The organism is Coralliovum pocilloporae, assembly GCF_030845175.1.
Lineage (GTDB): Bacteria > Pseudomonadota > Alphaproteobacteria > Rhizobiales > Cohaesibacteraceae > Coralliovum > Coralliovum pocilloporae.
This window is the reverse complement of record NZ_CP132542.1, coordinates 3,592,317-3,613,627: the sequence shown is the minus strand read 5'-3', so window position 1 is coordinate 3,613,627 and position 21,311 is coordinate 3,592,317. Positions and strand designations below refer to the sequence as shown.

15 protein-coding genes and 1 tRNA gene are annotated in these 21,311 nt (G+C 54.6%); 9 read left to right on the top strand and 7 right to left on the bottom strand.

Annotation, left to right across the window (positions count from 1 at the left end; all coding sequences use genetic code 11):
- Nucleotides 1–2 precede the first annotated feature (2 nt).
- From RA157_RS16365 to RA157_RS16345, 5 genes are read right to left on the bottom strand one after another with little or no spacing between them, the layout of a single operon-like run.
- Nucleotides 3–764 carry a polysaccharide deacetylase family protein gene (locus tag RA157_RS16365; RefSeq protein WP_350334189.1) on the bottom strand — a complete coding sequence of 254 codons (762 nt, stop codon included), beginning with the start codon at nucleotides 762–764 and terminating at the stop codon, nucleotides 3–5.
- An 8-nt stretch (nucleotides 765–772) separates the two neighbouring features.
- The gene (locus tag RA157_RS16360; protein WP_350334188.1) at nucleotides 773–1,933 is read right to left on the bottom strand and encodes a glycosyltransferase family protein; all 1,161 of its coding nucleotides are present in this window, start codon (nucleotides 1,931–1,933) and stop codon (nucleotides 773–775) included.
- Nucleotides 1,933–3,018, bottom strand: coding sequence for a glycosyltransferase family 4 protein (locus RA157_RS16355; RefSeq protein ID WP_350334187.1), 1,086 nt, complete (start codon nucleotides 3,016–3,018; stop codon nucleotides 1,933–1,935). Before RA157_RS16355 ends, RA157_RS16360 begins: the two co-directional genes overlap by 1 nt.
- A 54-nt stretch (nucleotides 3,019–3,072) precedes the next feature.
- A complete protein-coding gene (locus tag RA157_RS16350; protein WP_350334186.1) occupies nucleotides 3,073–4,329 on the bottom strand; it encodes a glycosyltransferase family 4 protein in 1,257 nt (418 codons plus the stop codon).
- Between the two features lie 55 nt (nucleotides 4,330–4,384).
- Complete coding sequence (locus RA157_RS16345) at nucleotides 4,385–5,578, bottom strand: glycosyltransferase family protein (protein ID WP_350334185.1); 1,194 nt, start codon at nucleotides 5,576–5,578, stop codon at nucleotides 4,385–4,387.
- Between the two features lie 339 nt (nucleotides 5,579–5,917).
- Between RA157_RS16345 and RA157_RS16340 the strand changes: the two genes are divergently transcribed.
- From RA157_RS16340 to RA157_RS16325, 4 genes are all read left to right on the top strand, one after another.
- The gene (locus tag RA157_RS16340; protein ID WP_350334184.1) at nucleotides 5,918–8,521 is read left to right on the top strand and encodes an ATP-binding cassette domain-containing protein; all 2,604 of its coding nucleotides are present in this window, start codon (nucleotides 5,918–5,920) and stop codon (nucleotides 8,519–8,521) included.
- A gap of 47 nt (nucleotides 8,522–8,568) precedes the next feature.
- Nucleotides 8,569–9,024 (top strand): Crp/Fnr family transcriptional regulator, encoded by a 456-nt coding sequence (locus RA157_RS16335; protein WP_350334183.1) that lies wholly within the window; start codon nucleotides 8,569–8,571, stop codon nucleotides 9,022–9,024.
- A 51-nt stretch (nucleotides 9,025–9,075) separates the two neighbouring features.
- Entirely contained in the window at nucleotides 9,076–9,915 is an 840-nt protein-coding gene (locus RA157_RS16330; RefSeq protein WP_350334182.1) for an MBL fold metallo-hydrolase, read from the top strand.
- Nucleotides 9,916–10,028: 113 nt separating this feature from the next.
- Nucleotides 10,029–11,450 carry an adenylate/guanylate cyclase domain-containing protein gene (locus tag RA157_RS16325; RefSeq protein ID WP_350334181.1) on the top strand — a complete coding sequence of 474 codons (1,422 nt, stop codon included), beginning with the start codon at nucleotides 10,029–10,031 and terminating at the stop codon, nucleotides 11,448–11,450.
- Nucleotides 11,451–11,452: 2 nt separating this feature from the next.
- Here RA157_RS16325 and RA157_RS16320 read toward each other — a convergent pair whose 3' ends face one another.
- A complete protein-coding gene (locus RA157_RS16320) occupies nucleotides 11,453–12,583 on the bottom strand; it encodes an aromatic ring-hydroxylating oxygenase subunit alpha (protein ID WP_350334180.1) in 1,131 nt (376 codons plus the stop codon).
- 324 nt (nucleotides 12,584–12,907) lie between these two features.
- Between RA157_RS16320 and RA157_RS16315 the strand changes: the two genes are divergently transcribed.
- The 4 genes from RA157_RS16315 (at nucleotide 12,908) to RA157_RS16300 (ending at nucleotide 20,170) form a co-directional block, all read left to right on the top strand.
- A complete protein-coding gene (locus RA157_RS16315; RefSeq protein ID WP_350334179.1) occupies nucleotides 12,908–13,489 on the top strand; it encodes a helix-turn-helix domain-containing protein in 582 nt (193 codons plus the stop codon).
- Nucleotides 13,490–13,536: 47 nt separating this feature from the next.
- Nucleotides 13,537–15,978: a GcvT family protein gene (locus RA157_RS16310; RefSeq protein ID WP_350334178.1), complete on the top strand. Its 2,442-nt coding sequence runs from the start codon at nucleotides 13,537–13,539 to the stop codon at nucleotides 15,976–15,978.
- An 80-nt stretch (nucleotides 15,979–16,058) separates the two neighbouring features.
- Nucleotides 16,059–18,536, top strand: coding sequence for a GcvT family protein (locus RA157_RS16305; RefSeq protein WP_350334177.1), 2,478 nt, complete (start codon nucleotides 16,059–16,061; stop codon nucleotides 18,534–18,536).
- Between the two features lie 71 nt (nucleotides 18,537–18,607).
- Nucleotides 18,608–20,170: a trimethylamine methyltransferase family protein gene (locus tag RA157_RS16300; RefSeq protein ID WP_350334176.1), complete on the top strand. Its 1,563-nt coding sequence runs from the start codon at nucleotides 18,608–18,610 to the stop codon at nucleotides 20,168–20,170.
- Nucleotides 20,171–20,296: 126 nt separating this feature from the next.
- On the opposite strand, the gene RA157_RS16295 is transcribed toward RA157_RS16300, so the two are convergent.
- Nucleotides 20,297–20,370: transfer RNA gene (locus RA157_RS16295), tRNA-Cys, on the bottom strand.
- A gap of 190 nt (nucleotides 20,371–20,560) precedes the next feature.
- Here RA157_RS16295 and RA157_RS16290 point away from each other — a divergent pair.
- Nucleotides 20,561–21,235, top strand: coding sequence for a protein-L-isoaspartate O-methyltransferase family protein (locus tag RA157_RS16290; protein ID WP_350334175.1), 675 nt, complete (start codon nucleotides 20,561–20,563; stop codon nucleotides 21,233–21,235).
- Nucleotides 21,236–21,311 lie beyond the last annotated feature (76 nt).

Genomic DNA, 21,311 nt, shown 5'->3' with positions numbered 1-21,311 from the left:
CTTCAGAGCTGGAAGAGTGTTGGGATATCGGGGAAGCTGACAGTACCGTGCCTCCGGGCGACAGAGAAAATTGCATCCAGCGCCTGCCAGCATCCGTCATCATGCACCAGATGGTGGGACAGGATGCCGATCGGCTCGTCAGAACCTGAAACCATCCGATCCTCAATCTCACGCGTCATGATATCTGCTAGTGCCTGCCAGCCGACAAAGCCACGGGATCCCCGCCAGTCAATGATGTCCACATGGGTGTTGCATTGATGGGGCTTGTGAGGGGGTGCCTTGTTGAACGTGGTGAGGCCTGGAAGACCGACAGTACTTTCTGCGGCTTGCACGACCTCTTCTGAAATTCTGTTCCATGGCGGTGTCAGGATAGGGGCGAACTGATCACCGAACATCCTGCTGAGCCGGCTCTTGCCCTCGTGCAGATCGCTGATGGCTGCGTCCAGCCCGCGGTGCAGGCCCAGTTCCCGTTTCTTCTCGGTAATGGGCGCGTGGTTCACATGCTGCCAGCCATGCTGGAGAACCGTGACCTGATTTCTGTCTCTTATACTGTCGACCAGTGATTGGGTCGCTGTCTTTGGAATAACTGCGAGACCCAGAGGAACCGCGTGCCGTTCCTGCAGGGCCAACATGGTTTGAAGAGTATCCGTATCTTCGATGGCATCATCATCCCGCCACCAAAGAATTATGGGATGATTTGCTCTGTTGAGCAGGTCTGACAATAATGATTCAAAGGCTTGGCGGCTGGTCACTTGGTCAGTCATTCGGTTGGTCAGCCTTTTGCTTGGATGCGCTGGTTTTCTCTGGCACGGATCAGGATCTCGGCACTCTTCTCAGAGCCATTGGTATCCAGATGGGCCTTTTTCACCGGTGCGGCAAGAGCCTTGTCGATGGCCGATGCCAGGGTGACCGGCGTCAGCGAGGTCTCAGGCAACAGATGGCTGAAGCCCCGGGCACAAAGCGCTTCCGCCCGCTGTGTCTGCTCGGTTTCATCACCTGTTGCAAACGGAATGAAAAGCGCGCGGCATCCCGCCGCCAGAATATCGAGGGCTGTGTTGTAACCGGTCTGGCTGACCGACAGGGCAACCCGGTGTAGCAAGGCGGGGAAGTCAGGGCGCGCGCGTTCAACGATCAGTCCTTCATGAGCATCGGTTCGCAGGGCCGCAAGATCAGCGTCCAGGATATCCTTGCCGACCAGCAGGCGCCATGTCTTGTCGCAGGCTGCCTTTGAATGCTGTCTGGCAACCAGTGCTGTCTTCAGGAGATTGAGACCGACGGCACCACCACCACAGGAAATGAGGATTTCATCCGAGCCGTCTTCGTTTCGGGCTGGTATGGAGGAAGCTCCGTGAATATAGCCTGTATAGGCGAGTTTGTCGGAGATCAGATCTGTTGCTGCAAAGCTGTCTTCGAGCCGTGTAAAGGCTGGATCGCTATGCACAAGCAGCAGATCATAGTGCTTGAGAAACAGCTCTGCCATACCGCGTTCTTTTTTGGGATCATCCTTGCGCACGAGGATATCGCGGATTGAGGCGGCGATCAGCGGAGGATTTGCTTGCGCATTGAGTTCTTCAAGCAGGGGGAGAAGCTCGAAACGGAAAGCCCTACGTCCGAATGGAAAAGTCTCAGTCAGGAGAATGTCAGGCTGAAAGGCAAGGACATCAGACCGGAGATTGTCCTTCCGTGCGGCTTTCCAATCCTCGGAAATCGGGTCATCATTTTCGTCCAGAATGGCCGAAAAATGGGCATCGGCGCTGCGGGCTTTAGGCAGTAGATAAACATCCAGACCAGTCAGATCCACTGTTGGCGGAATTGTATTTCCCGACGCAAGGCGGACTTGGCACCCTGCCTCCACAAGAGCGCGACCGAGAGCGGCAGCCCGGACCACATGGCCGGTGCCGAGCAGATGCTGAACATGGATATAGACGCGCATCAGACAGAGGCACTCCCTTTGATGCAGTCGGCGAGGGTGCGGCCGGTGGTCGCCAGACTGTGATTATCCTCGATATGATCTATGGCATTGTGTGACAGCCTGTTGCGGGTGTCAGGCTCACTGATCAGTTTTCGCAGATTGGCTGCAAGTGCATCTGCATCACCGACAGCGGATAGAAAACCGGTCTCTCCGTCTCGGACAATATCCGGCACGCCTCCCGTCCGGCCTGCAAGAACAGGGAGCCCTGCGGCCTGAGCTTCCAGAAAGACCATGCCAAATGCCTCATTGATTGCAGGCCAGATGAACAGATCTGCCTGACGCAAGAGATCGGGGATGTCTTCGGGCGAGCGGGCGCCCAGAAACTGGCAACGACCTTTCGGAAAAAGGGGCTCCAGATTGGCACGAGCCGGGCCGTCGCCGATAATGGTCAGAGACCAGTCCAGATCCTGGAGGGACGCAAGAGCTTCTGCCAGACAGCGATAGGAGGCCGCCTTGTCTCCCTCGCGCATCATGGCCACGGTGATGAGGTGAATTGATCGGGATGTCCCTGGTTTCCGCGTCCGCGGCCTATACAGTTCTGTATCGATGAACGGAGCAATTTTGTGCAGGCGAGATGCTGGCACAGCTGTTTTCAGGCCATTCAGATCCTTGTCGTGAAAACAGATTAGGGTATCTGCATGATGGATGCCGATATCAGCATCTTCGAACCATTGAGCCCAGCCATCGTTCTGACGTTTCAATGATCGGCTGGCTTCTATCGCAACATAGGGAATGCCGAGCGCCTTTGATACTGCTGGGCCAATCCAGTCCGGTGCCTTGTGATAGAGATGGTAGGTTACCCAGACATCCGGCGGTGAGGGTCGCCAGCGCTCTATAAGGCCTGATGCCTCCCGCGTGGCTTCATTTTTCAGGGGCCGATATTGTTCTGTGTCGGGGGAGCGCATCCAGCTTCGCAGGCGGGAGGCAATCTCCACATCAACACCGTTATCTGTCAGGGCTCTTTTGATTAGCCGTCCGATTTCCCTGTCGCCGGATGGCTGCGGGTGATCAAGCGGTTTGAGTGGAGCATAGAATGCGGCGCGCATGGCCTGTCTTCCGGGTTTGCGTCATGCTGGGGTCGGGCCGAACTCAGACCGAACTCAGGCCGATTTCAGCCTGCCATTTCGGACCTCCGCCAGACTTGCTTCGAACTTCTGTGTCAGACGATCCAGGTTGGGTGTTGAGGCAAAGGATTGTCTCAGGCGCGCGGACCCGGCTAGGCCAAGACGGATGCGGATCTTGGGGTCGGTCATCAGCTCTTCCATCGTCTCGGCCAGAGCTTTCGAATCCCGCTCCGGGCAGAGCCTGCCTGTCTCTCCATCAATGATGAGTTCCGGAATAGCCGACACAGATGTGGACAGACAGCAGAGCCCGACGGCCTGAGCTTCCATCAGAACATTGGGAAGGCCGTCCCTGTCGCCGTTTTTTATGATCCTGCTTGGCAGAACAAACAGGTCCGCCTGTCTGCAGGAATCGATAACGAAGTCTCTGTCTTTCGAGCCATGCCAGGTGATGTTCTGATCGATACCCAGTTTCTCAGCCTGCGCTTTAAGCTTGTCCTTCAGTGCACCACCGCCGATATGGTCGAAATGCCAGTTGAGGTTTCCCGGCAGCTTTGCAAGCGCCCGGAGCAGGTCGTCATATCCCTTTTTCTCCACGGCACGACCAACAGACAGGATGCGGAAGGGCTCATTCGTGTCTGCCGCGTTCTTCTGTGGGCGGATGTTAGGGTCGGGAAAGCGATCCAGTTCCAGCCCGTGATAGACAAGTTCCACCTTGTCCGGGCGATCAGCAAGGCTGTTGAGGTAGTCCGTATTGACCTGGGTGCAGGTTACGCCCCAGGCACAGTCCTGTATTTTTTCCCTGAGTTCCCATTCGGGGGATGTCCAGATATCCTTGGCATGAGCGGCGAAGGACCATTGCATACCGCGTAGCATGGCCGCATAACGCCCCACAGAACAGGGCGTATGAAGGAAATGGGTGTATATCCATTCGATATCTTCGGGCAATTCATGAGCAAGAACACAGGCCTGACCCAGCCGACGCCAGCGGTTGGCTGTCTTATCCCGTGACAGATCCTCTTGAAAAACCTTCTCGAGTGCCTTGTAGCCCGGCTGTGCCTCAGCCCATTTGCGTGCAGCGCGGACCCGCTTCGGATCATCTTTCAGATATTCAGGCAAATAGAGCACATCCGCCTTGATTTCCCGGTGAAGGTCATGGATTGCAGGGTCCGTGGGATGACGAAGCGAGACGATAAGCAGCTTGAAACCGCGTTGCTCAAGGCCCAGCAATTCCTGTGCGATAAAGGTTTCCGACAGGCGGGGGTAGCCTTTGACCACAACTGCGATACGTTTCATAGCGTCTTGCTTTCGATTGGAATTCTTCTGAGGCGGACCAGGTTGCCAAACGATGTTACTGGGCTGCACATTGCTGCCGGGTTTCCAGAATACGAGCTGTTTCCTGGTTGATGACATCCAGACCGTTCATCAGTCCATTCAGGCCTGATGAAAGCGGGGGGGCCTGTTGAGGAAGACCAACCAGAGCCTCGATCATGGGTTCCACATCCGGATAGGCATCGATAGGCAGGACATTGACAAGACCTGCTGCCTTGGCCCGTGCGGCCCTGATGGACTGCTCTCTGCGGGGGACAACACGGGGAACCAGTACAGTCGGTTTGTTGAAGGACAGGATTTCACAGAAAATGTTGTATCCACCCATGCCGACAATCGCCATGGCCTTCTGCATCAGCAGCTCAATGTTGGGCGTGAAGCGGATGACCTTCACATTGCGGAGCTCCTGGGCGCGACGTTCAAATTCTGACTGATGATCGGTATCCATGAATGGGCCGAGGACCAGAAGGGCAGGATAGAGCGGCGCTTCGCGGGCTTCATAGGCCCGCATGACCCAATCGCACAGCTCAACACCATCGCCGCCACCGCCTGGTGTAACAAGAATGAAGGGATCGCCACCAAACGGATCGGGTTCATCAGGAACGGAAGAGCGGATCAGCCCGCGTTTCAGATAACCTGTATAAAGAACCTTGTCATAGGTGCTCTGTGTGACTTCGGTCCCTTCGAGGGGGTTATGGATGGAAGACAGGCCGTAGACCCAGATATCGTCATAAAGATTGAGTGCCTCAAAGGCACCTTTCCGCGTCCATTCTTCCTGTAATTGTTCTGAATCATCCAGAACGTCACGCAGCCCGAGAATCAGACGGGTGTCTGTGGTCTTCAGATGCTCCAGCGTCGGCTTGATCTCTCCACGCAGCCCGGTGGGCTCTTTGTCAACGAGGAAGATATCCGGTTTGAAGATCTTGGCTGTATGTTCAATGATCGAGCTGCGGATCGCCAGTGTATGCTCAATATCAAGGGAGAGATTGAGAGATGTATAGTCGCCGTTGCGGAGCTTGATTACACCGGGAATGCGCACAAAATCCACACGTGAGCGGAACTCGAAACTGCCGATAATCGGAGAACCTGACAGGATCAGGACAGAAAGATCCGGATCATTCTCAACCATCGCATGGGCAATGGTGCGGCATCGTCTCAAATGGCCGAGCCCGAACGTGTCATGACTGTAGATCAGGATGCGCGGTTTGGTGGACATTAATATCCGTTCCTCAGGCAGCTCACCGTTATTCAGGCGTAAGGTAAACTGTCCTTTGCACAGGTTTATTATGGTTGGCCCTGCTTTGGACCAGAAGCGCTTCATCCAAAAGGCAGAGCATTAAATGACGCGACGTCTGGCTATTGGTAAGACGTTGGACACGAAATGTAAATGTTCCTCTAGAGAACCGGAACGCTTGTGAAAATCTGTTACTGGCAGGGCGGCCTGTCCGGCAAGCTCGACATTGCAGTTCTTGACCAGAGATGCCATGTTACCGATGGAGTGTGATCTGCGGAGCAGGGGATGTTTTACGGCATCCCGTACACTGATCGGGGTTTTATGGAAAAGAGTCTTTTCAGATTTGTCTGGCGCTACAGCAGGCGACAACAGCTCACGCTTTTTCTTATTACACTTCTGTCTTTCCCGATTCTCTATGTGACGCTTGAGCTGCCTAAGCTTATTGTCAACGACGCGATCTCCGGTGAGAATTTCCCGCGTGATTTCTTTGGTCTTGAGCTGGGGCAGATAGACTATCTGCTTGCGCTCTGTTTCTCCTTTCTGGGGCTCGTTGTCCTCAACAATGCTGTCAAATATGTCCTGAATGTCTATCGGGGGCTGGTGGGCGAGCGTATGCTCCGCCGTTTGCGGTTTGAACTTTATCGGCGTGTTCTGCTGTTTCGTCTGCCGCGCTTCCGCAAGCTGAGTTCTGGTGAAATCATTCCGATGATCACGGCAGAGGTGGAACCTCTCGGCGGTTTTATCGGTGATGCGGTTGCTCTGCCGGCCTTTCAGGGCGGGCAGCTTCTGGTCTATCTGACCTTCATATTTGTCCAGGATCCGTTCCTGGGCGCTGCAGCCATCACTTTCTATCCGATCCAGGGCTATATTATTCCGAAGCTGCAGAAGCGCGTCAACATGCTCAACAAGGAGCGTGTCAAAAATGTGCGCCGGATTGCAGATCGAGTGGGCGAAAGTGTTCAGGGAATCACCGAGATCCATGCCAATGACACGACCCAGTGGCACCTGGCAGAACTGGCTGATCGCCTGCACGCCAACTTCAAGATCCGGTTCGCGGTATTCCGCCGGAAATATCTGATCAAGTTCATCAATAATTTCATCAACCAGCTGACACCGTTTTTCTTCTATTCCATCGGTGGTTATCTGGTGATCAAGGGCGATGTGAGTTTTGGTGCGCTTGTTGCCGTTCTGGCAGCCTACAAGGATCTGGCAGGCCCCTGGAAAGAGCTTCTGACCTATTATCAGCAGCAGGCCGATGTCCGGGTTAAATACCAGGCTGTGATCGAGAACTTTGATGTTCCTGACCTCTATGATCTGAAGCGGATTACTGATCTGCCGACGGACGAGATGCGCGATGCGGTCAAGGGCGAGATCAAGGCCGAGAGTATTTCTTACACGGGTGATGCGGCCGGACAGGAGCTGAACGGGCTCTCGTTTGCGATTGAACCTGGCAGCACGGTTTCGTTTTCCGGTGAGGATGGCACAGGCCGGACAGAACTGATGGCCATGCTGTCCGGGCTTCTGTCACCGGATTCGGGCAAAGTAACACTTGGCGGGCTGGCGCTGGATGATATGCCGGAAAGTCTTATCGGGCAGCGGCTGGCCTATATTGGTGTTGCGCCACAGATTTTCTCCGGCACCATCCGCTCCAATCTGAGATATGGCCTGCGTCACAGGCCGGTTGCTGACCCAAATGATCTGGATGATCTTGCGGAACGGCTCAGGGAAGCATCGCTTACCGGGAACACCCAGTATGTGGTGGAGGCGCTTTGGGAAGATTATCCCGCAGCTGGTGTCGAAACATCAGGTGAGCTCGACCTTCGTGCCGTCGAGCTTCTGGATCAGGTGGGGCTGGGCGATGACATCTACCAGATGGGCCTGCGCTCACGGTTCCCGGAAGATCTGGATGATGACATTCGGGCAAAGATCGTATCCGCCCGGCAGCGACTCTATGATCATGTCAGTGCTGACAAGGTTCTTGCTTCGAAGATTGCGTTCTGGGTTCCGGATGCCTTCAATCCCATGGCAACGTTGGCGGAAAACCTGTTTTTTGCCACATCGTCCGATCGCAGCATGAGCATCGGCATGCTGTCTGAAAACACCCGGATCCGTGAGTTTCTGAATGCCAGTGGCACGCGGCCTTTCCTGGTGGAAATCGGGATGGCGGTGGCCGAAGCTCTAACAGAACTGTTTGCGGAACTGGATGCGGAGAGCTCCCTGCTTGATTCGCTGAATCTGGTTACGGCGGAAGAACTGCAGGAATACAAGCAGCTGCTGACACGCGCTGAAACCGATGGTGTTGAGAAGATGCCGCGGGATGACAGTCGTCGGTTTGTTTCACTCGCTTTCCGCCTTATCCCGGCACGTCATCGTCTCGGTGTGATGAATGAAGAGCGCGCGGAACGGATTGTCGCCCTGAGGCAGGCTTTCCGAGACAGCCTGTCGGATGAAGAGAAGACGGATTTTGCCTTCTTCGATCGTGACGGGGTGCACCCATCGTTTTCAATTGCCGAAAATCTCATTTTCGGGATGCCGCGTGCAGACCGCCGAGGCAGTCAGGAAACGGTCAACAAGCTTGTGGCGGAAGCCATTGAGCGTGATGACCTGAAGCCGTATGTCATGCAGGCTGGTCTTGATTTTGATGTTGGTGTGATGGGTGGAGCATTGTCGGTTGGACAGAAACGCAAGATTGCGCTTGTCCGCGCGTTGCTGAAGGCGCCTGATATCATTGTCGCGGACGAAGTTCTGCAGGGCGGTCGGGATGATGAAGCCGTTCTCAACACCGTTTCAGGTGCGATGAAGGGCAAGACGATTATCTTCGGGGTGAACCGTCCGGAGTTGACTCAGGGCGTCGATACCATATTTGTAATGGAGGGCGGTCGCATCAAGGCGTCTGGTGTGCCCGCTGATGTCCTGTCTTCATAATGTAACAAAAACAGGGATATCACGCCAAGGCTTTGGAGGGTCTAGACATGACGTTGAATAGTGAGGTGGAAACCCTCAAGCGTGTGCCGTTGTTCAATGGCATCGACGCGGCAAAGCTGAAGCTTTTGGCCTTCATAAGTGATCGTCTTTATTTCAGCGAGGGCGAGCATCTGTGTGATCAGGGCGAGGATGGTGATTCCGCCTATATCATTATGGATGGTGCTGCGGACGTCGTCGTGGAGACACCGAACGGACCCGCTAAGGTGGCCGAAGCCTCGGTCAATGATGTGGTTGGTGAGATTGCCATCCTGTGTGATGTGCCGAGGACTGCCACTGTGGTGGCTGCGTCCGATATGGAAACATTGGCAATTTCTAAAGACAATTTCCTTAAATTGCTCCGTGAGTTCCCGGATATGTCGCTGGAAGTCATGCGGGTTCTCGGACAGCGGCTTGACCGTATGAACCGTGAACTGGTGGCCTTGCGATCACAACGGGCAGAGTAAGGTGGGTTTAAGGCCCCAGAGGAACGGCACCCGTTCCATGGAGGATGTGGTTTGAGTGATCAGGTAAAGGTCCGCTTCTGGGGGGTGCGAGGATCGATTCCGTGCTGTACTGAAAAAACCAGCAGGTTTGGTGGTGATACGGCCTGTATTGAAGTGAGTTGCGGTGATGATGTAATCATCATCGATTGCGGTTCGGGAATGATGCATCTCGGTCATGACCTCGAACGACGGGGTCTCAAGACAATGGACCTTTTCGTCACTCACTATCATTTTGACCATCTCTGCGGTCTGCCTTTTTTCTGCATCGGTTTCAATCCGGAAACAACGGTCAATGCCTACGGGCCGGTTCTGGATAATGGCGTCACCATGAAAGACGCTGTCAGCAAGCTGATGGAACCGCCTCTGTTCCCGATTACATCAGCGCTGCTCAAGGGTGTGCATTTCAACGACTTTGAGGCGGGTGCGTCCACGACATTGAGTAATAGTGCCGTTGTGCATTCTATTCCACTTAATCACCCGGGTGGTGGATGTGGATATCGCATTGACTGGCATGGGCGTTCTGTTGCGATCATTACGGATTTTGAACATGCCTCTACCGGCCTTGATCAGGGCTTGAAGGATTTCGTCCGGGGCGCGGATGTGATGGTCTATGACGCCATGTATACGTCTGCGGATTATCCGAGCCATGTGGGATGGGGGCATTCGACAGATGACTTCTGTCTGTCCCTCGCAGAGGAAAGCGGCGTGGGCATTCCTGTCCTGTTCCACCATGCGCCGTATCGTTCTGATGCGTCACTGGAAAAGCTTGAAACTGAAGTCTCGGCACGATTCCCCGGGGCCATGGTTGGTTATGATGGTCTTGAAGTGGTGTTGTCGATCACCGAGGCGTGAGGTCTGTTGATTGGCAGGCATCGAACCAGCAGCCACATTGTATGACATGAATATATTGGGTGCCGCATGACAGTTGATGTAGTGCGCAGCGAGGCATGGGCGTAATCTGATTTATGGCATTTCTTGAGCGACTTAGAACGCTGACCGGATTTGATGTGGGGCAATCGAGGCTGGATGTTCCGCAGCGCGTCGTCAACGAAATCAGGAACCAGCAGGATTCTGCCGAGATTCTTATCGGCTGGATTCAACTCCTTATCATTTCCCTTTTCGGAACACTTTATCTGTTCGCCCCGCGCGCGGAAGGCGGTGACTTTGGGGCCAACTTTGTTCCAATCGCACTTGGAAGCTATTTCCTGTTCACCGTGGTTCGAGTGGTTCTGGCGCATCAGCGGCTGATGCCGAATTGGCTGGTTATTCTGTCGATTTTTATCGATGTCTCGCTGCTCCTCGGGATTATCTTCAGCTTTCATATCCAGTATGGCCAGCATCCGGCCTTCTATCTGAAAGCGCCTACATTCCTCTATTTGTTCCTGTTCATCGCATTGCGGTCTTTGCGCTTTGACGCGCGTTATGTGTTGTTCACCGGACTGGTTGCGGTGATTGGCTGGGTTGGCATGCTTGGCTTTGCGGTCCTGTCGGATATGGACCGGATGCGGGTGACCCGGAATTATGTGGATTATATCACCAGCGATGCCATTCTGATCGGGGCGGAGATCGACAAGCTTACCGTGATTGTGGCTGTCACGATCATTCTTGCTCTGATGCTGAAACGCGGTAAGGCGCTTCTGTTCAATTCTGTCAGTAGTCAGACAGCGGCCCGGGATCTGCAGCGGTTTTTCTCAGCTGATGTGGCCCGATCAATCACCACGTCAGAAAACGGCTTGAGTGCTGGTGAAGGTGAAACGCGTGACGTGTCGGTCCTTCTGGTCGATGTGCGAGGGTTTACTGGCATTTCAGCAGATTTGCCCCCAGAGACAGCCATTCGCATTCTGGCCCGTTATCAGGGACTGGTCGTGCCCATCATTGAGGAAGCGGGCGGGAGCGTTGACAAGTTTCTTGGTGACGGGATTCTGGCGACATTTGGCGCTGTCGGAGAGCTGGAGCACTGCGCTTCTGCCGCGCTCACCTGCGCAGAGCGTATTATCCAGGTCATGGAGCAGGAGGAATGCTCGTTCATGGAGCTGGGCTGGCCGGGAGCCTTTTCGATCGGCCTGGCCGTTGATCATGGACAGGTGATGGTCGGCATCGTTGGTGTTGCGGAAAGGTTGGAATTCACGGTGATTGGTGATCCGGTCAACAGAACGGCAAAGCTTGAAGATGCCAATAAAACCCTCGGGTCACGGTTTGTGACCAGCCAGGCCTGTTTTCTGAAAGCTCAGCGTACGGGGTATGTGTCCACACTTCCGCACCAGGTGAGGGAGCGGGCCAGTGTTGCAGGATTGCCTGAGCCGCTCGATTTGGTGGTCTGGCCGATCCCTGAGGATCGGCAGCACGTATCCTGTTCCATGCCCGTTGGGGGAATGGCTGAGTCTTGACTCTAGGACCCCGAGGATTCCACGTCTTCCACATGTTCGGAGAGATACTGGTAGAAATCCCAGATCGTTCCTTCAAGGTCTGCCGGGGCGAGGGGCCCTGAATGGGCTGTGCTTGAGGCAAGACCACTCTGCATGGCTTCCAGTTTCTCGCGGTCTTCCCGGTTTACCTCGGTCCAAAGAGCAATATGCCGGTCGACAGAGCCGTTGGCAATGTCGTTCGGGTGCATGGACATTGTCCAACGAACCCGAACCTTGTCAACGGCTTCAGGTTTCAGGGACAAGGAAACGAGTAAGCCTGCTGAATGACTGGCCAGGTGGGTCGGGAAAACACAGAACAGCCTTGACTGGTGCTTGTCTTCTTCACTGAGGCCATCTGCGCCTTTAAAGCGTCGTTCTGCAGTTTCTGGATAGTGGGCGATATAGCTCGTAAAGGCTCGGGCCCGTCCGGCCTTTCGGCTCAGCTCGGTTGGGGTATAGGGAAGCAGTGTGGCCTTGTGCACCACAGAGAGGTGATAGGCCTCCATGAAGTTCTCAATCAGGCATTTCCAGTTACAGTTCCAGACCTCTTCCGCCATATGGATCAGCTGCATGCGCTCTGGTTCGAAATGACCAATGAACTTGTCGAGATCGCCGAGCTGTGCACTGAGGGATTCAGCGTCCGGGTCGAGAGTTACATAGATAAAGCCCTGCCAGATTTCCGAGCGGAATTCCGGGAGGCCACATTTCTCCGGATTGAGGCGTTCTTTGGGAATGCGCGGGGCAGCGAACAGTGACCCGTCGCGCTTGTAGCTCCAGGCATGATAGCGACAGGTAAAGCGTTTGCGATTGCCGGCCCCTTCGGCAACAGGCATGAACCGGTGGCGGCAGACATTTGACAGCACCCTGATCCTGCCATCGTCACCGCGGACGATAAGCAGTGGCTCATCAAGAACCTGAGTGGTGAAGTAATCGCCAGCTTCCGGAAGTTCATCAACGCGCCCAAGCACATGCCAGGATTTTCGCAGCACGGTCTGTCGTTCGTACTCGAAATAGGCCGAGTTGGAATAATGATGGCCACTGAGGGAGAGCGCTTCGTCTTCCGGCACAGATGCGATGACTTTGAGTTCTCGACACAAATCGGCTGACATGTTCATCCATAACCCTCCCGGCTTCCAGTGTGCCTGATCCTGTTCTCAAGGATCTGATCTCGCGCTCTTTTCTGTCACGGGTCAATTCGTATTTTGCGATCCCGGGTTTTGGGTTTTTTGACGCCAGAGTTTCTGGCGGTTCTTTCAATCGAAAAAGCCTTTCCAATCGATAGAATTTGCTGAAATTAGCTTGGTTGATTTGTAAGTTTTTGTTTTTTTTAAGCTTTCTCCTATCGCTAGATTCCTGGCTTGAATTGAATTTCCCTAGACATTTTATAGTTATGTGAAATTATACGAGAAATTTTCACTAAAGGCGCAGTCGATCATCATATGGGACACGCACAGCAGATATCGGAAGCAGGACGTCGATCACTGGGAGATGATCTCAGGGCGCTTCGGAAGTCGAGGGGGTTGACGTTGAGCGAGCTGGCTCTGCGTCTTGGCCGCTCTGTTGGGTGGCTCAGCCAGGTGGAGCGTGGGAAGTCTGACATTTCCATGAGTGACCTTGGACGTCTCGCAGAAGTCTTTGAGGTCCCGCGTGGCTTCTTCTTTGTGCATGATGGTGCTCCGGATGATGAGCGCGGCTATGTTGTTCGGGCTGAAAGTCGCCGGGTTCTAGGGGAGAACTCGCAAGGGCTGACCGAAGAGCTTCTGTCGCCTGACCTTGGCGGAGAATTCGAGATTTTCCGCTCCGTTTTCTCGGCGGGTGCGGAACTTGAAGAGTTTAATCAGAGAGAGACAGAGGAAGCCGGGTATGTGGTGTCCGGCAATCTGGATCTTTGGGTCGGAGACCGGTTTTTTCAGGTTGGTCCCGGCGACAGTTTCCGTTTTCGCAATGAACCGCACAGATGGCGTAACTCCGGGGATGAAGCCGCCGTTGTCATCTGGGTCATTGCGCCACCAGTTTACTAGGTCCTGACCCTAGGGTCAGGACCCTAATAACCCTCGGGAGGGGTGATATGGCAGATCTTCCATCTCATGCGCAGGTTGTCATCATTGGCGGCGGTGCCGTCGGCTGTTCAACTCTGTATCATCTGGGCAAAATGGGATGCACGGATGCGGTTCTCATTGAAAAGAATGAGCTGACATCAGGCTCAAGCTGGCATGCGGCGGGGAACTGCCCTAACTTTGTCGGTTCATGGTCGATGATGAAGCTGCAGAGTTATTCGAACAAGCTCTACAGAACGCTTGGCGAGGAAGTCGACTATCCGATGAACTATCACGTCACGGGTGCGATCCGACTGGCGCATACCAAAGAACGTATGGATGAGTTCAAGCATGTCTGTTCCATGGCCCGTAGCATGGGACTTGAGTTCGACATGATGACCAATGCGGAGATGAAAGAGGTCTATCCGTTCCTCGAGACCCATGATCTGGAAGGTGGGTGCTGGGATCCGCTTGATGGTGATATCGATCCGGCGCAGTTGACCCAGGCCTATGCGAAAGGTGCCCGTGATCTTGGCTGTAAGATCGTTCGCTTCTGCCCTGTCACCAATGTCTATCGTGAGAATGATGAATGGGTGGTGAAAACCGAAAAGGGCACGATCCGTTGTGAGAAGATCGTCAATGCAGCCGGATATCGAGCCCATGAGATTGGCCGTTTCTTTGGCCGCAATGTGCCGTGCGTCTCGCTCGCGCACCAATATCTGATCACCGAAGAACTGCCTGAGCTGGAAGAGTATGGCAAACTCCTGCCGCTTCTGCGCGACCCGGACAGTTCCTATTATCTCCGTCAGGAGAAGAACGGCCTTCTGCTTGGGCCATATGAGCCAAATTGTAAGGCGCACTGGGTATCAAAAGATGATCCGATGCCGGCTGACTTCTCCTTCCAGCTCTGGCCGGATGATCTGGAGCGCATCGAATGGCATATTGAGGATGCCTGCGCCCGCGTGCCACTGCTCGGTACTGGCGGTATCACCCGCGTGGTCAACGGACCCATTCCTTACGCGCCTGATGGCAATCCGCTAATCGGTCCGATGCCGGGCGTTCCCAATGCTTATGAAGCCTGTGTCTTTACCTTCGGGATTGTTCAGTCAGGTGGTGCTGGCAAGACGGTTGCCGAATGGATTGTGGAAGGTGAAACTGAATTTGACAGCTGGGCAGTCGACCCGCGGCGTTTCACGGATCACGTGACCCAGGAATATGCGGTCAAGACAGCCATTCAGGTCTACAGCCATGAATACGCCATGCATTTTCCGCAGATGACATGGCCCGCTGGTCGTCCAGCCAAAACGTCTCCGACTTATCCTCTCCTGGAAGCAAAAGGGGCAGAGTTTGGCCCATATGGCGGCTGGGAGCGGCCGAACTGGTTCCCGATGGACGGCGACACCAGAGGCACGGCGACCTCTTATGATCGCCAGCACTGGTTTGATCGGGTTGGTGATGAATGTCGCCATGTGGCTGAGAATGTCGGTGTTCTGGAACTGCCGGGTTTCAGCCGCTTTGAAGTTACCGGTGAAGGAGCTGCGGACTGGCTGCGCAAGATGGTGACTGGCGGTCTGGTCAAGTCGGGCCGTATTGGTCTTGTCTATTTCGCCACGCCGAAGGGCAAGGTTCTGACCGAGATGTCTCTGACACGGTTCTCTGACAACCATTTCTGGCTGCTGACAGGCGCAGGTGCCCATTGGCATGACAGGGACTGGCTGATGCAGAACCTGCCGGACGACGGGTCTGTGAAGGTTGAAGACATCACCAGCCGCTGGACAGCTTTTGTGGTGACCGGTGCCAGGGCCCGTGGTGTCATGGACAATCTGGCCTATTACAGCCATCAGGACTTCTCGAACGAGGCTTTCCCCTGGTTGACCCACCAGCCGATGGAAATCGGTATGGCTCGGGGGCATGCCATCCGGGTGTCTTATGTTGGGGAACTGGGATGGGAAATCCATGTCCCGATGGAAAATGCCATCCAGACCTACCAGCGCATTCTTGAAGCCGGCAAAGAGCACAACATTCGCGACTTCGGTATGTTTGCTCTTGATTCCATGCGGCTTGAGAAAGGCTATCGGTCCTGGAAAGGCGATCTGACCTCTGATTACCTGATGACTGAATCCGGTCTGGATCGCTGGATCAAGTTTGATAAGCCTGACTTTATCGGTAAGGAAGCGCTTGAGGCCTCGCGGGACAATGGGGCAAGGACAGGCTTTGCGACCATGGTTGTTGAGGATGGGCCTGCGGACTCTGTCTATCTCTCTACCATCTTCAAGGGTGACGAGCGTGTCGGCCTGGTGCTGGCTGGTGGTTATGGACACAGAACCGGGCAGTCCATTGCACTCTGTGCCCTTGAGGCTGATCTTGCCGTACCGGGTACAGAACTCGAAATCGAGATTCTCGGGGTTCGTCGCAAAGCAACGGTTTCCGCCAATGATCTTTACGATCCGAACAATGAGCGTTTGAGAGCCTGATGCAGCAAGGCAGGGGCTCTGCTCCTGCCTTCACGCGTTTGATTAATCGAATGCCATGAACTGGATTGCGGGGAAAAACAATGTCTGAGAAAACTCTGCCGAAACAGGCGAAAGCGGTGATTATTGGCGGTGGTGTTGCCGGATCATCAGTGGCTTATCATCTTGCCAAGCTTGGCTGGACCGATATCGTTCTGCTTGAGCGGAAGCAGCTGACATCGGGGACCACCTGGCATGCTGCGGGCCTTATTGGTCAGTCCCGCCCAAGCCCGAGCATCCAGAAGATCACGCAATACTCGGCACATCTCTATGAGACGATTGAAGCCGAGACGGATATTTCCACTGGCTTCAAACGTAACGGTTCCATTCTGCCGGCCTTGTCCGAACACCGGGCCGAGGAGGCAAAGCGCCTGGCTGCCGCGGCATCCTTTTATGGTCTCGAATGTGAAATCGTCTCACCGGCAGAAACCAAGGCAAGATACCCTCTGTTGAATGCGGATGATGTCCATTGCGGTCTCTGGATTGGTGCGGATGGTCAGGCCGACCCGGCGAACGTGACCCTTGCCATGGCCAAGGGAGCCCGCCAGATGGGAGCCCAGGTCTTTGAGAATATCAAGGTAACAGCGATCCATCAGAAAGATGGCCGGGTGACCGGTGTTTCCACCGATCAGGGTGACATCGAAGCTGAATACGTGGTGAACTGCGCGGGAATGTGGGGCCATCATGTGGGCAAGATGGCCGGGGTGAAAGTGCCGCTCCACGCCTGTGAGCACTTCTATATTGTGACTGAACCCATCCCTGATCTGCCGTCCAATCTGCCGGTTCTGCGTGTGCCGGACGAATGCGCATACTACAAGGAAGATGCTGGAAAGATCCTGCTCGGTGCGTTTGAACCGGTGGCCAAGCCGTGGGGTATGGACGGGATTTCCGAAGATTTCTGTTTTGACCAGCTTCCCGAGGATTTTGATCATTTCGAACCGATCCTGTCAGCTGCGGTCAACCGTCTGCCAATCCTTGAAACTGCCGGTATTCACACCTTCTTCAATGGGCCGGAAAGCTTTACACCGGACGATCAATGGATCATGGGTGAAGCTCCGGAGCTGAAGAATTTCTACAATATGTGCGGGTTTAACTCGGTCGGTATCGTGTCATCCGGTGGTGCAGGGCGCGCCCTTGCTGAATGGATGGATGCCGGAGAGGCGCCGTTTGATCTGTCTGCCGTTGATATCCGCCGGTTCCACAACATTCAGAACAACAAGACCTATCTCTACAATCGGGCGACGGAAGTTCTCGGGCTTTTGTATGCGGATCACTTCCCGTATCGCCAGTTTGCCACAGCCCGCGGGGTGCGTCGGTCGCCTATTCACGATCGCCTTGTGGAGCGCGGGGCTTGCATGGGTGAAGTTGCCGGTTGGGAACGTGCCAACTGGTTCCTGCCGCCGGAGGAGAAGGCCGAGGGCAAGACAGCGGAATACGAGTATTCCTGGAGGCGTCAGAACTGGTTTGACTATTCTGCTGCTGAGCACAAGGCCGTCCGTGAGCATGTGGGCTTCTTCGATATGACGTCCTTTGGCAAGCTGCGGGTCGAAGGGGCTGATGCTCTCGAGGTGCTGCAGTATATCTCCTCAAACGACATCGATATCCCGGTTGGCCGTCTGATCTATACGACCTGGCTGAACCAGAAAGGCGGCATTGAAATTGACGTCACCGTCAGCCGTTTGAGCGAGACAGCGTTCCTTGTGATTACTCCGGCGGCGACCTTGCCGCGTAACAAGAGCTGGCTTGAGCGGAATATGCCGGAAGGCGCGCATTGTGTTGTCACGGATGTGACGGCGCTTGAATCCGTCTTCTGTATTATGGGACCGAAGGCGCGTGACTTCCTCCAGCCACTGACGCCGCAATCATTGGCGAATGATGATTTCCCGTTCGGATCGGTTCAGGAGATTGAAATCGGCATGGGCGTTGTTCGCGCCCATCGTGTCTCTTATGTGGGCGAGCTTGGCTGGGAGCTTTATGTTTCTGCTGACCAGGCCTGCCATGTGTTCGACACGCTTATGGAGCGTGGCGATGAGTTCGGCCTCAGGTTATGCGGTCTGCACGTTCTCGATTCCTGTCGTATCGAAAAGGCTTTCCGCCACTTCGGTCACGATATTACTGATGAAGATCACGTGCTTGAGGCCGGGCTCGGATTTGCGGTGAAGACGGATAAGGCTGAGACACGCTTCGGCCCGTTTATCGGTCGGGGTGGTGTTCTGAAGAAGAAGGAGGAGGGGCTTTCGCTTCGCCTTCTGCAGTTCAAGCTCCAGGATCCGGAACCGCTTTTGTTCCACCATGAGATCATCTATCGGGATGGTGAAGCTGTTGGCTATATTGCTTCCGGCAATTACGGACACTGGCTGGGAGGCGCAGTCGGGCTTGGTTACGTGCCTGTCCGTGACGGAGAAAACGCCACTGACATGCTGGCATCCCGCTATGAAATCGATGTGGCTGGCACCCGTTATCCGGCGGATGTATCGATAAAACCGATTTATGACCCCGCTGGCAGTGCGATGAAAAGCTGATCTAGACTGGATAGTGGCCGGGGCGTGTGCACCGGCTTCAATGTCAATGGGTTCGAGGAGGTAGGGAGCCCATGTCGGAAGTGGCAGAAGAAAAGAAATCACGTCGTGGAGGCCGCAATGCGCGGCGGGCCGAGCGGGCTGCTCCTCTACCTGAGGAGCTTCGTCCGGTCAGGGCCGGGCTTGAAGGTGGGACATTCAAACCCTTGTCTGAAATGGATGTGGTCCGTATCAACGAAGCGGTGATGGATGTGCTGGAAACAATCGGAATGGCCGATGCTATTCCGAGCTGCGTTGAGGCCTGCACGGCAATTGGTGCCATTTATGGTGATGATGGCAGGCTGAGATTCCCCCGGAGTCTGGTCGAGGAGATCATCGCCAGTGCCAACCGTGATTTCACCCTTCATGGTTTTGATCCCAAGCATGACATGTCTCCGAAAGGCCATCAGGTCTATTACGGGACGGCTGGGGCCGCTGTTCATACTGTTGATGTGGAGAACCGCACCTATCGCGACAGTACCGTTCAGGACCTCTATGATGCCGCGCGGATTGTGGAGGGGCTGGATAATGTCCATTTCTTCCAGCGACCGCTGACGACGCGCGACACAGTTGACCCGCTGGATATGGATATCAACACGCTTTACGCCTCGTTGCGTGGCACAACAAAGCATGTTGGAACCAGTATTACGACGCCTGAGAACGCCGAGCAGGTTCTCAAGATGCTCCATGTCATCGCCGGTGGTGAAGACAAATGGCGTGCGCGTCCATTCGTCAGTAACTCCAACTGTTTTGTCGTGCCTCCGATGAAATTTGCCGAAGATGCCAGTGCGGTGCTGGAGGTCTGTGTGCGTGGGGACATGCCCGTTCTGCTGCTGTCTGCGGGGCAGGCCGGAGCGACAGCGCCTGCGTCTATTGCCGGAGCGGTGGTGCAGGCCGTGGCTGAGGTGCTGGCTGGCCTTATCTATGTAAATGCCATCAAGAAGGGTGCGCCTGCGATCTTTGGCACCTGGCCGTTCGTATCTGATCTGCGGACGGGTGCCATGTCTGGCGGGTCCGGTGAGCAGGCACTTCTGTCTTCTGCCTGTGCCCAGATGGCGCGCTATTACGATCTGATTGGCGGTGCGGCAACCGGCATGTGCGATGCCAAGCTTCCTGACATGCAGGCTGGCTATGAGCGAGGGATCAGCAATGTGATGACCGGTCTGGCCGGGTTGAACTTCAACTATGAATCGGTCGGTATGTATGCGTCATTGCTGGGCTTCAGTCTCGAAAGCCTCATCATCGACAACGACCTGCTCGGGCAGGCTTTGCGCTGCGTGCGCGGGATTGAGGTGACAGAGGACAGTCTCTCTATCGAAGCAATCAGGCAGGTGACCACGGAAGGGCCCGGGCATTATCTGGGACATGACCAGACTATTTCACTGATGCAGACGGAGTATGTCTACCCGGTTCTGGGTGACCGGAGCAGTCCGAAGGAGTGGGTGGAAAAAGGCAGGCCGGATCTGATTGAGGAAGCGGTAAAGATGAAGAACGAGATTCTGTCGACACGTTTCCCGAGCCATATATCCAACGATATTGATGATGCTCTCAGGGATCAATTCAATATTGTGCTGCCAAAGGAAGCTGTCGGTCGATAGCTCCCGGGTTGATGCAGTCTTTATGAGTATAAAGCCGTGGGTTCGATCCCGCGGCTTTTTCATACAGTCCTGCGCACGTGGTCATGTCACATGCGTTTCATCAACATCTTTACTTGTAAGGGGAAATGGAGGCCTCGCCCGGAATCGAACCGGGGTTGACGGATTTGCAATCCGCTGCGTCACCACTCCGCCACGAGGCCATTTCACGGGGCAGATGATTAGCATGACTTTCAGAGGATGCAAGCCCTTAATCCACAGACATGATCAGAAAATGCGACTTCCAGGTTATGCGCCTTATTATACCACATTCACCACTGTGAGCCCTTGCCTCAGGCGTGAAGCGAGGGTAAACCAAGGCGGGTAGATTGCTCATACTCGGCAGGAATGGCAATGATGACTGATTTTGCAGCGGCGCGGACCAAGATGGTTGATAACCAGCTCCGCACCACAGATGTCACGGATGCACGTGTTCTGTCAGTTATGGGGCAGGTCCCGCGCGAAGTCTTCGTTCCGTCCAATCTTCATCCTCTGGCCTATATTGATGAGGATATCCGTTTATCTGCTGGAGATGATCCAGTCGGTGACCGATATCTTATGGAGCCGTCTCCTTTTGCCAAACTGGTTCAGCTGGCTGATATTGGCAATGAAGATGTGGTGCTCGATATCGGTTGTGGTTCCGGTTATTCATCTGCTGTGCTTGCCAGTCTGGCGGATTCTGTTGTTGCTCTGGAAGAAACCGAGGATCTGGTGTCTTCTGTGGAGCAGCATCTTTCGGAAGCTGATGTTGATAATGTTGCTGTGGTGCAGGGGGATCTTAAGGCTGGCTATCCTTCTGAAGGCCCGTATGATGTTATCTTCATCAATGGCGCCGTCTCTGAGGTGCCGGAAGATTTGAAGGCGCAGCTCAAGGATGGTGGTCGACTGGTCGCCGTTGTGGGATATGGCCGGGCATCCCAGGCGATGCTTTATATTCGCTCTGGTGACCAGATAAGCGGCCGAATCGCTTTCAATACGGCTATTCCGCCATTGACTGGATTTGAGCCGGAAGATCGGTTCGAATTTTGAAGAAACTGACGTGTTATCGGAAATAAGGGAGTAGGTGCCAATTTATCCGTTGAGAAGGGGCAGGTTTCAATGGTCA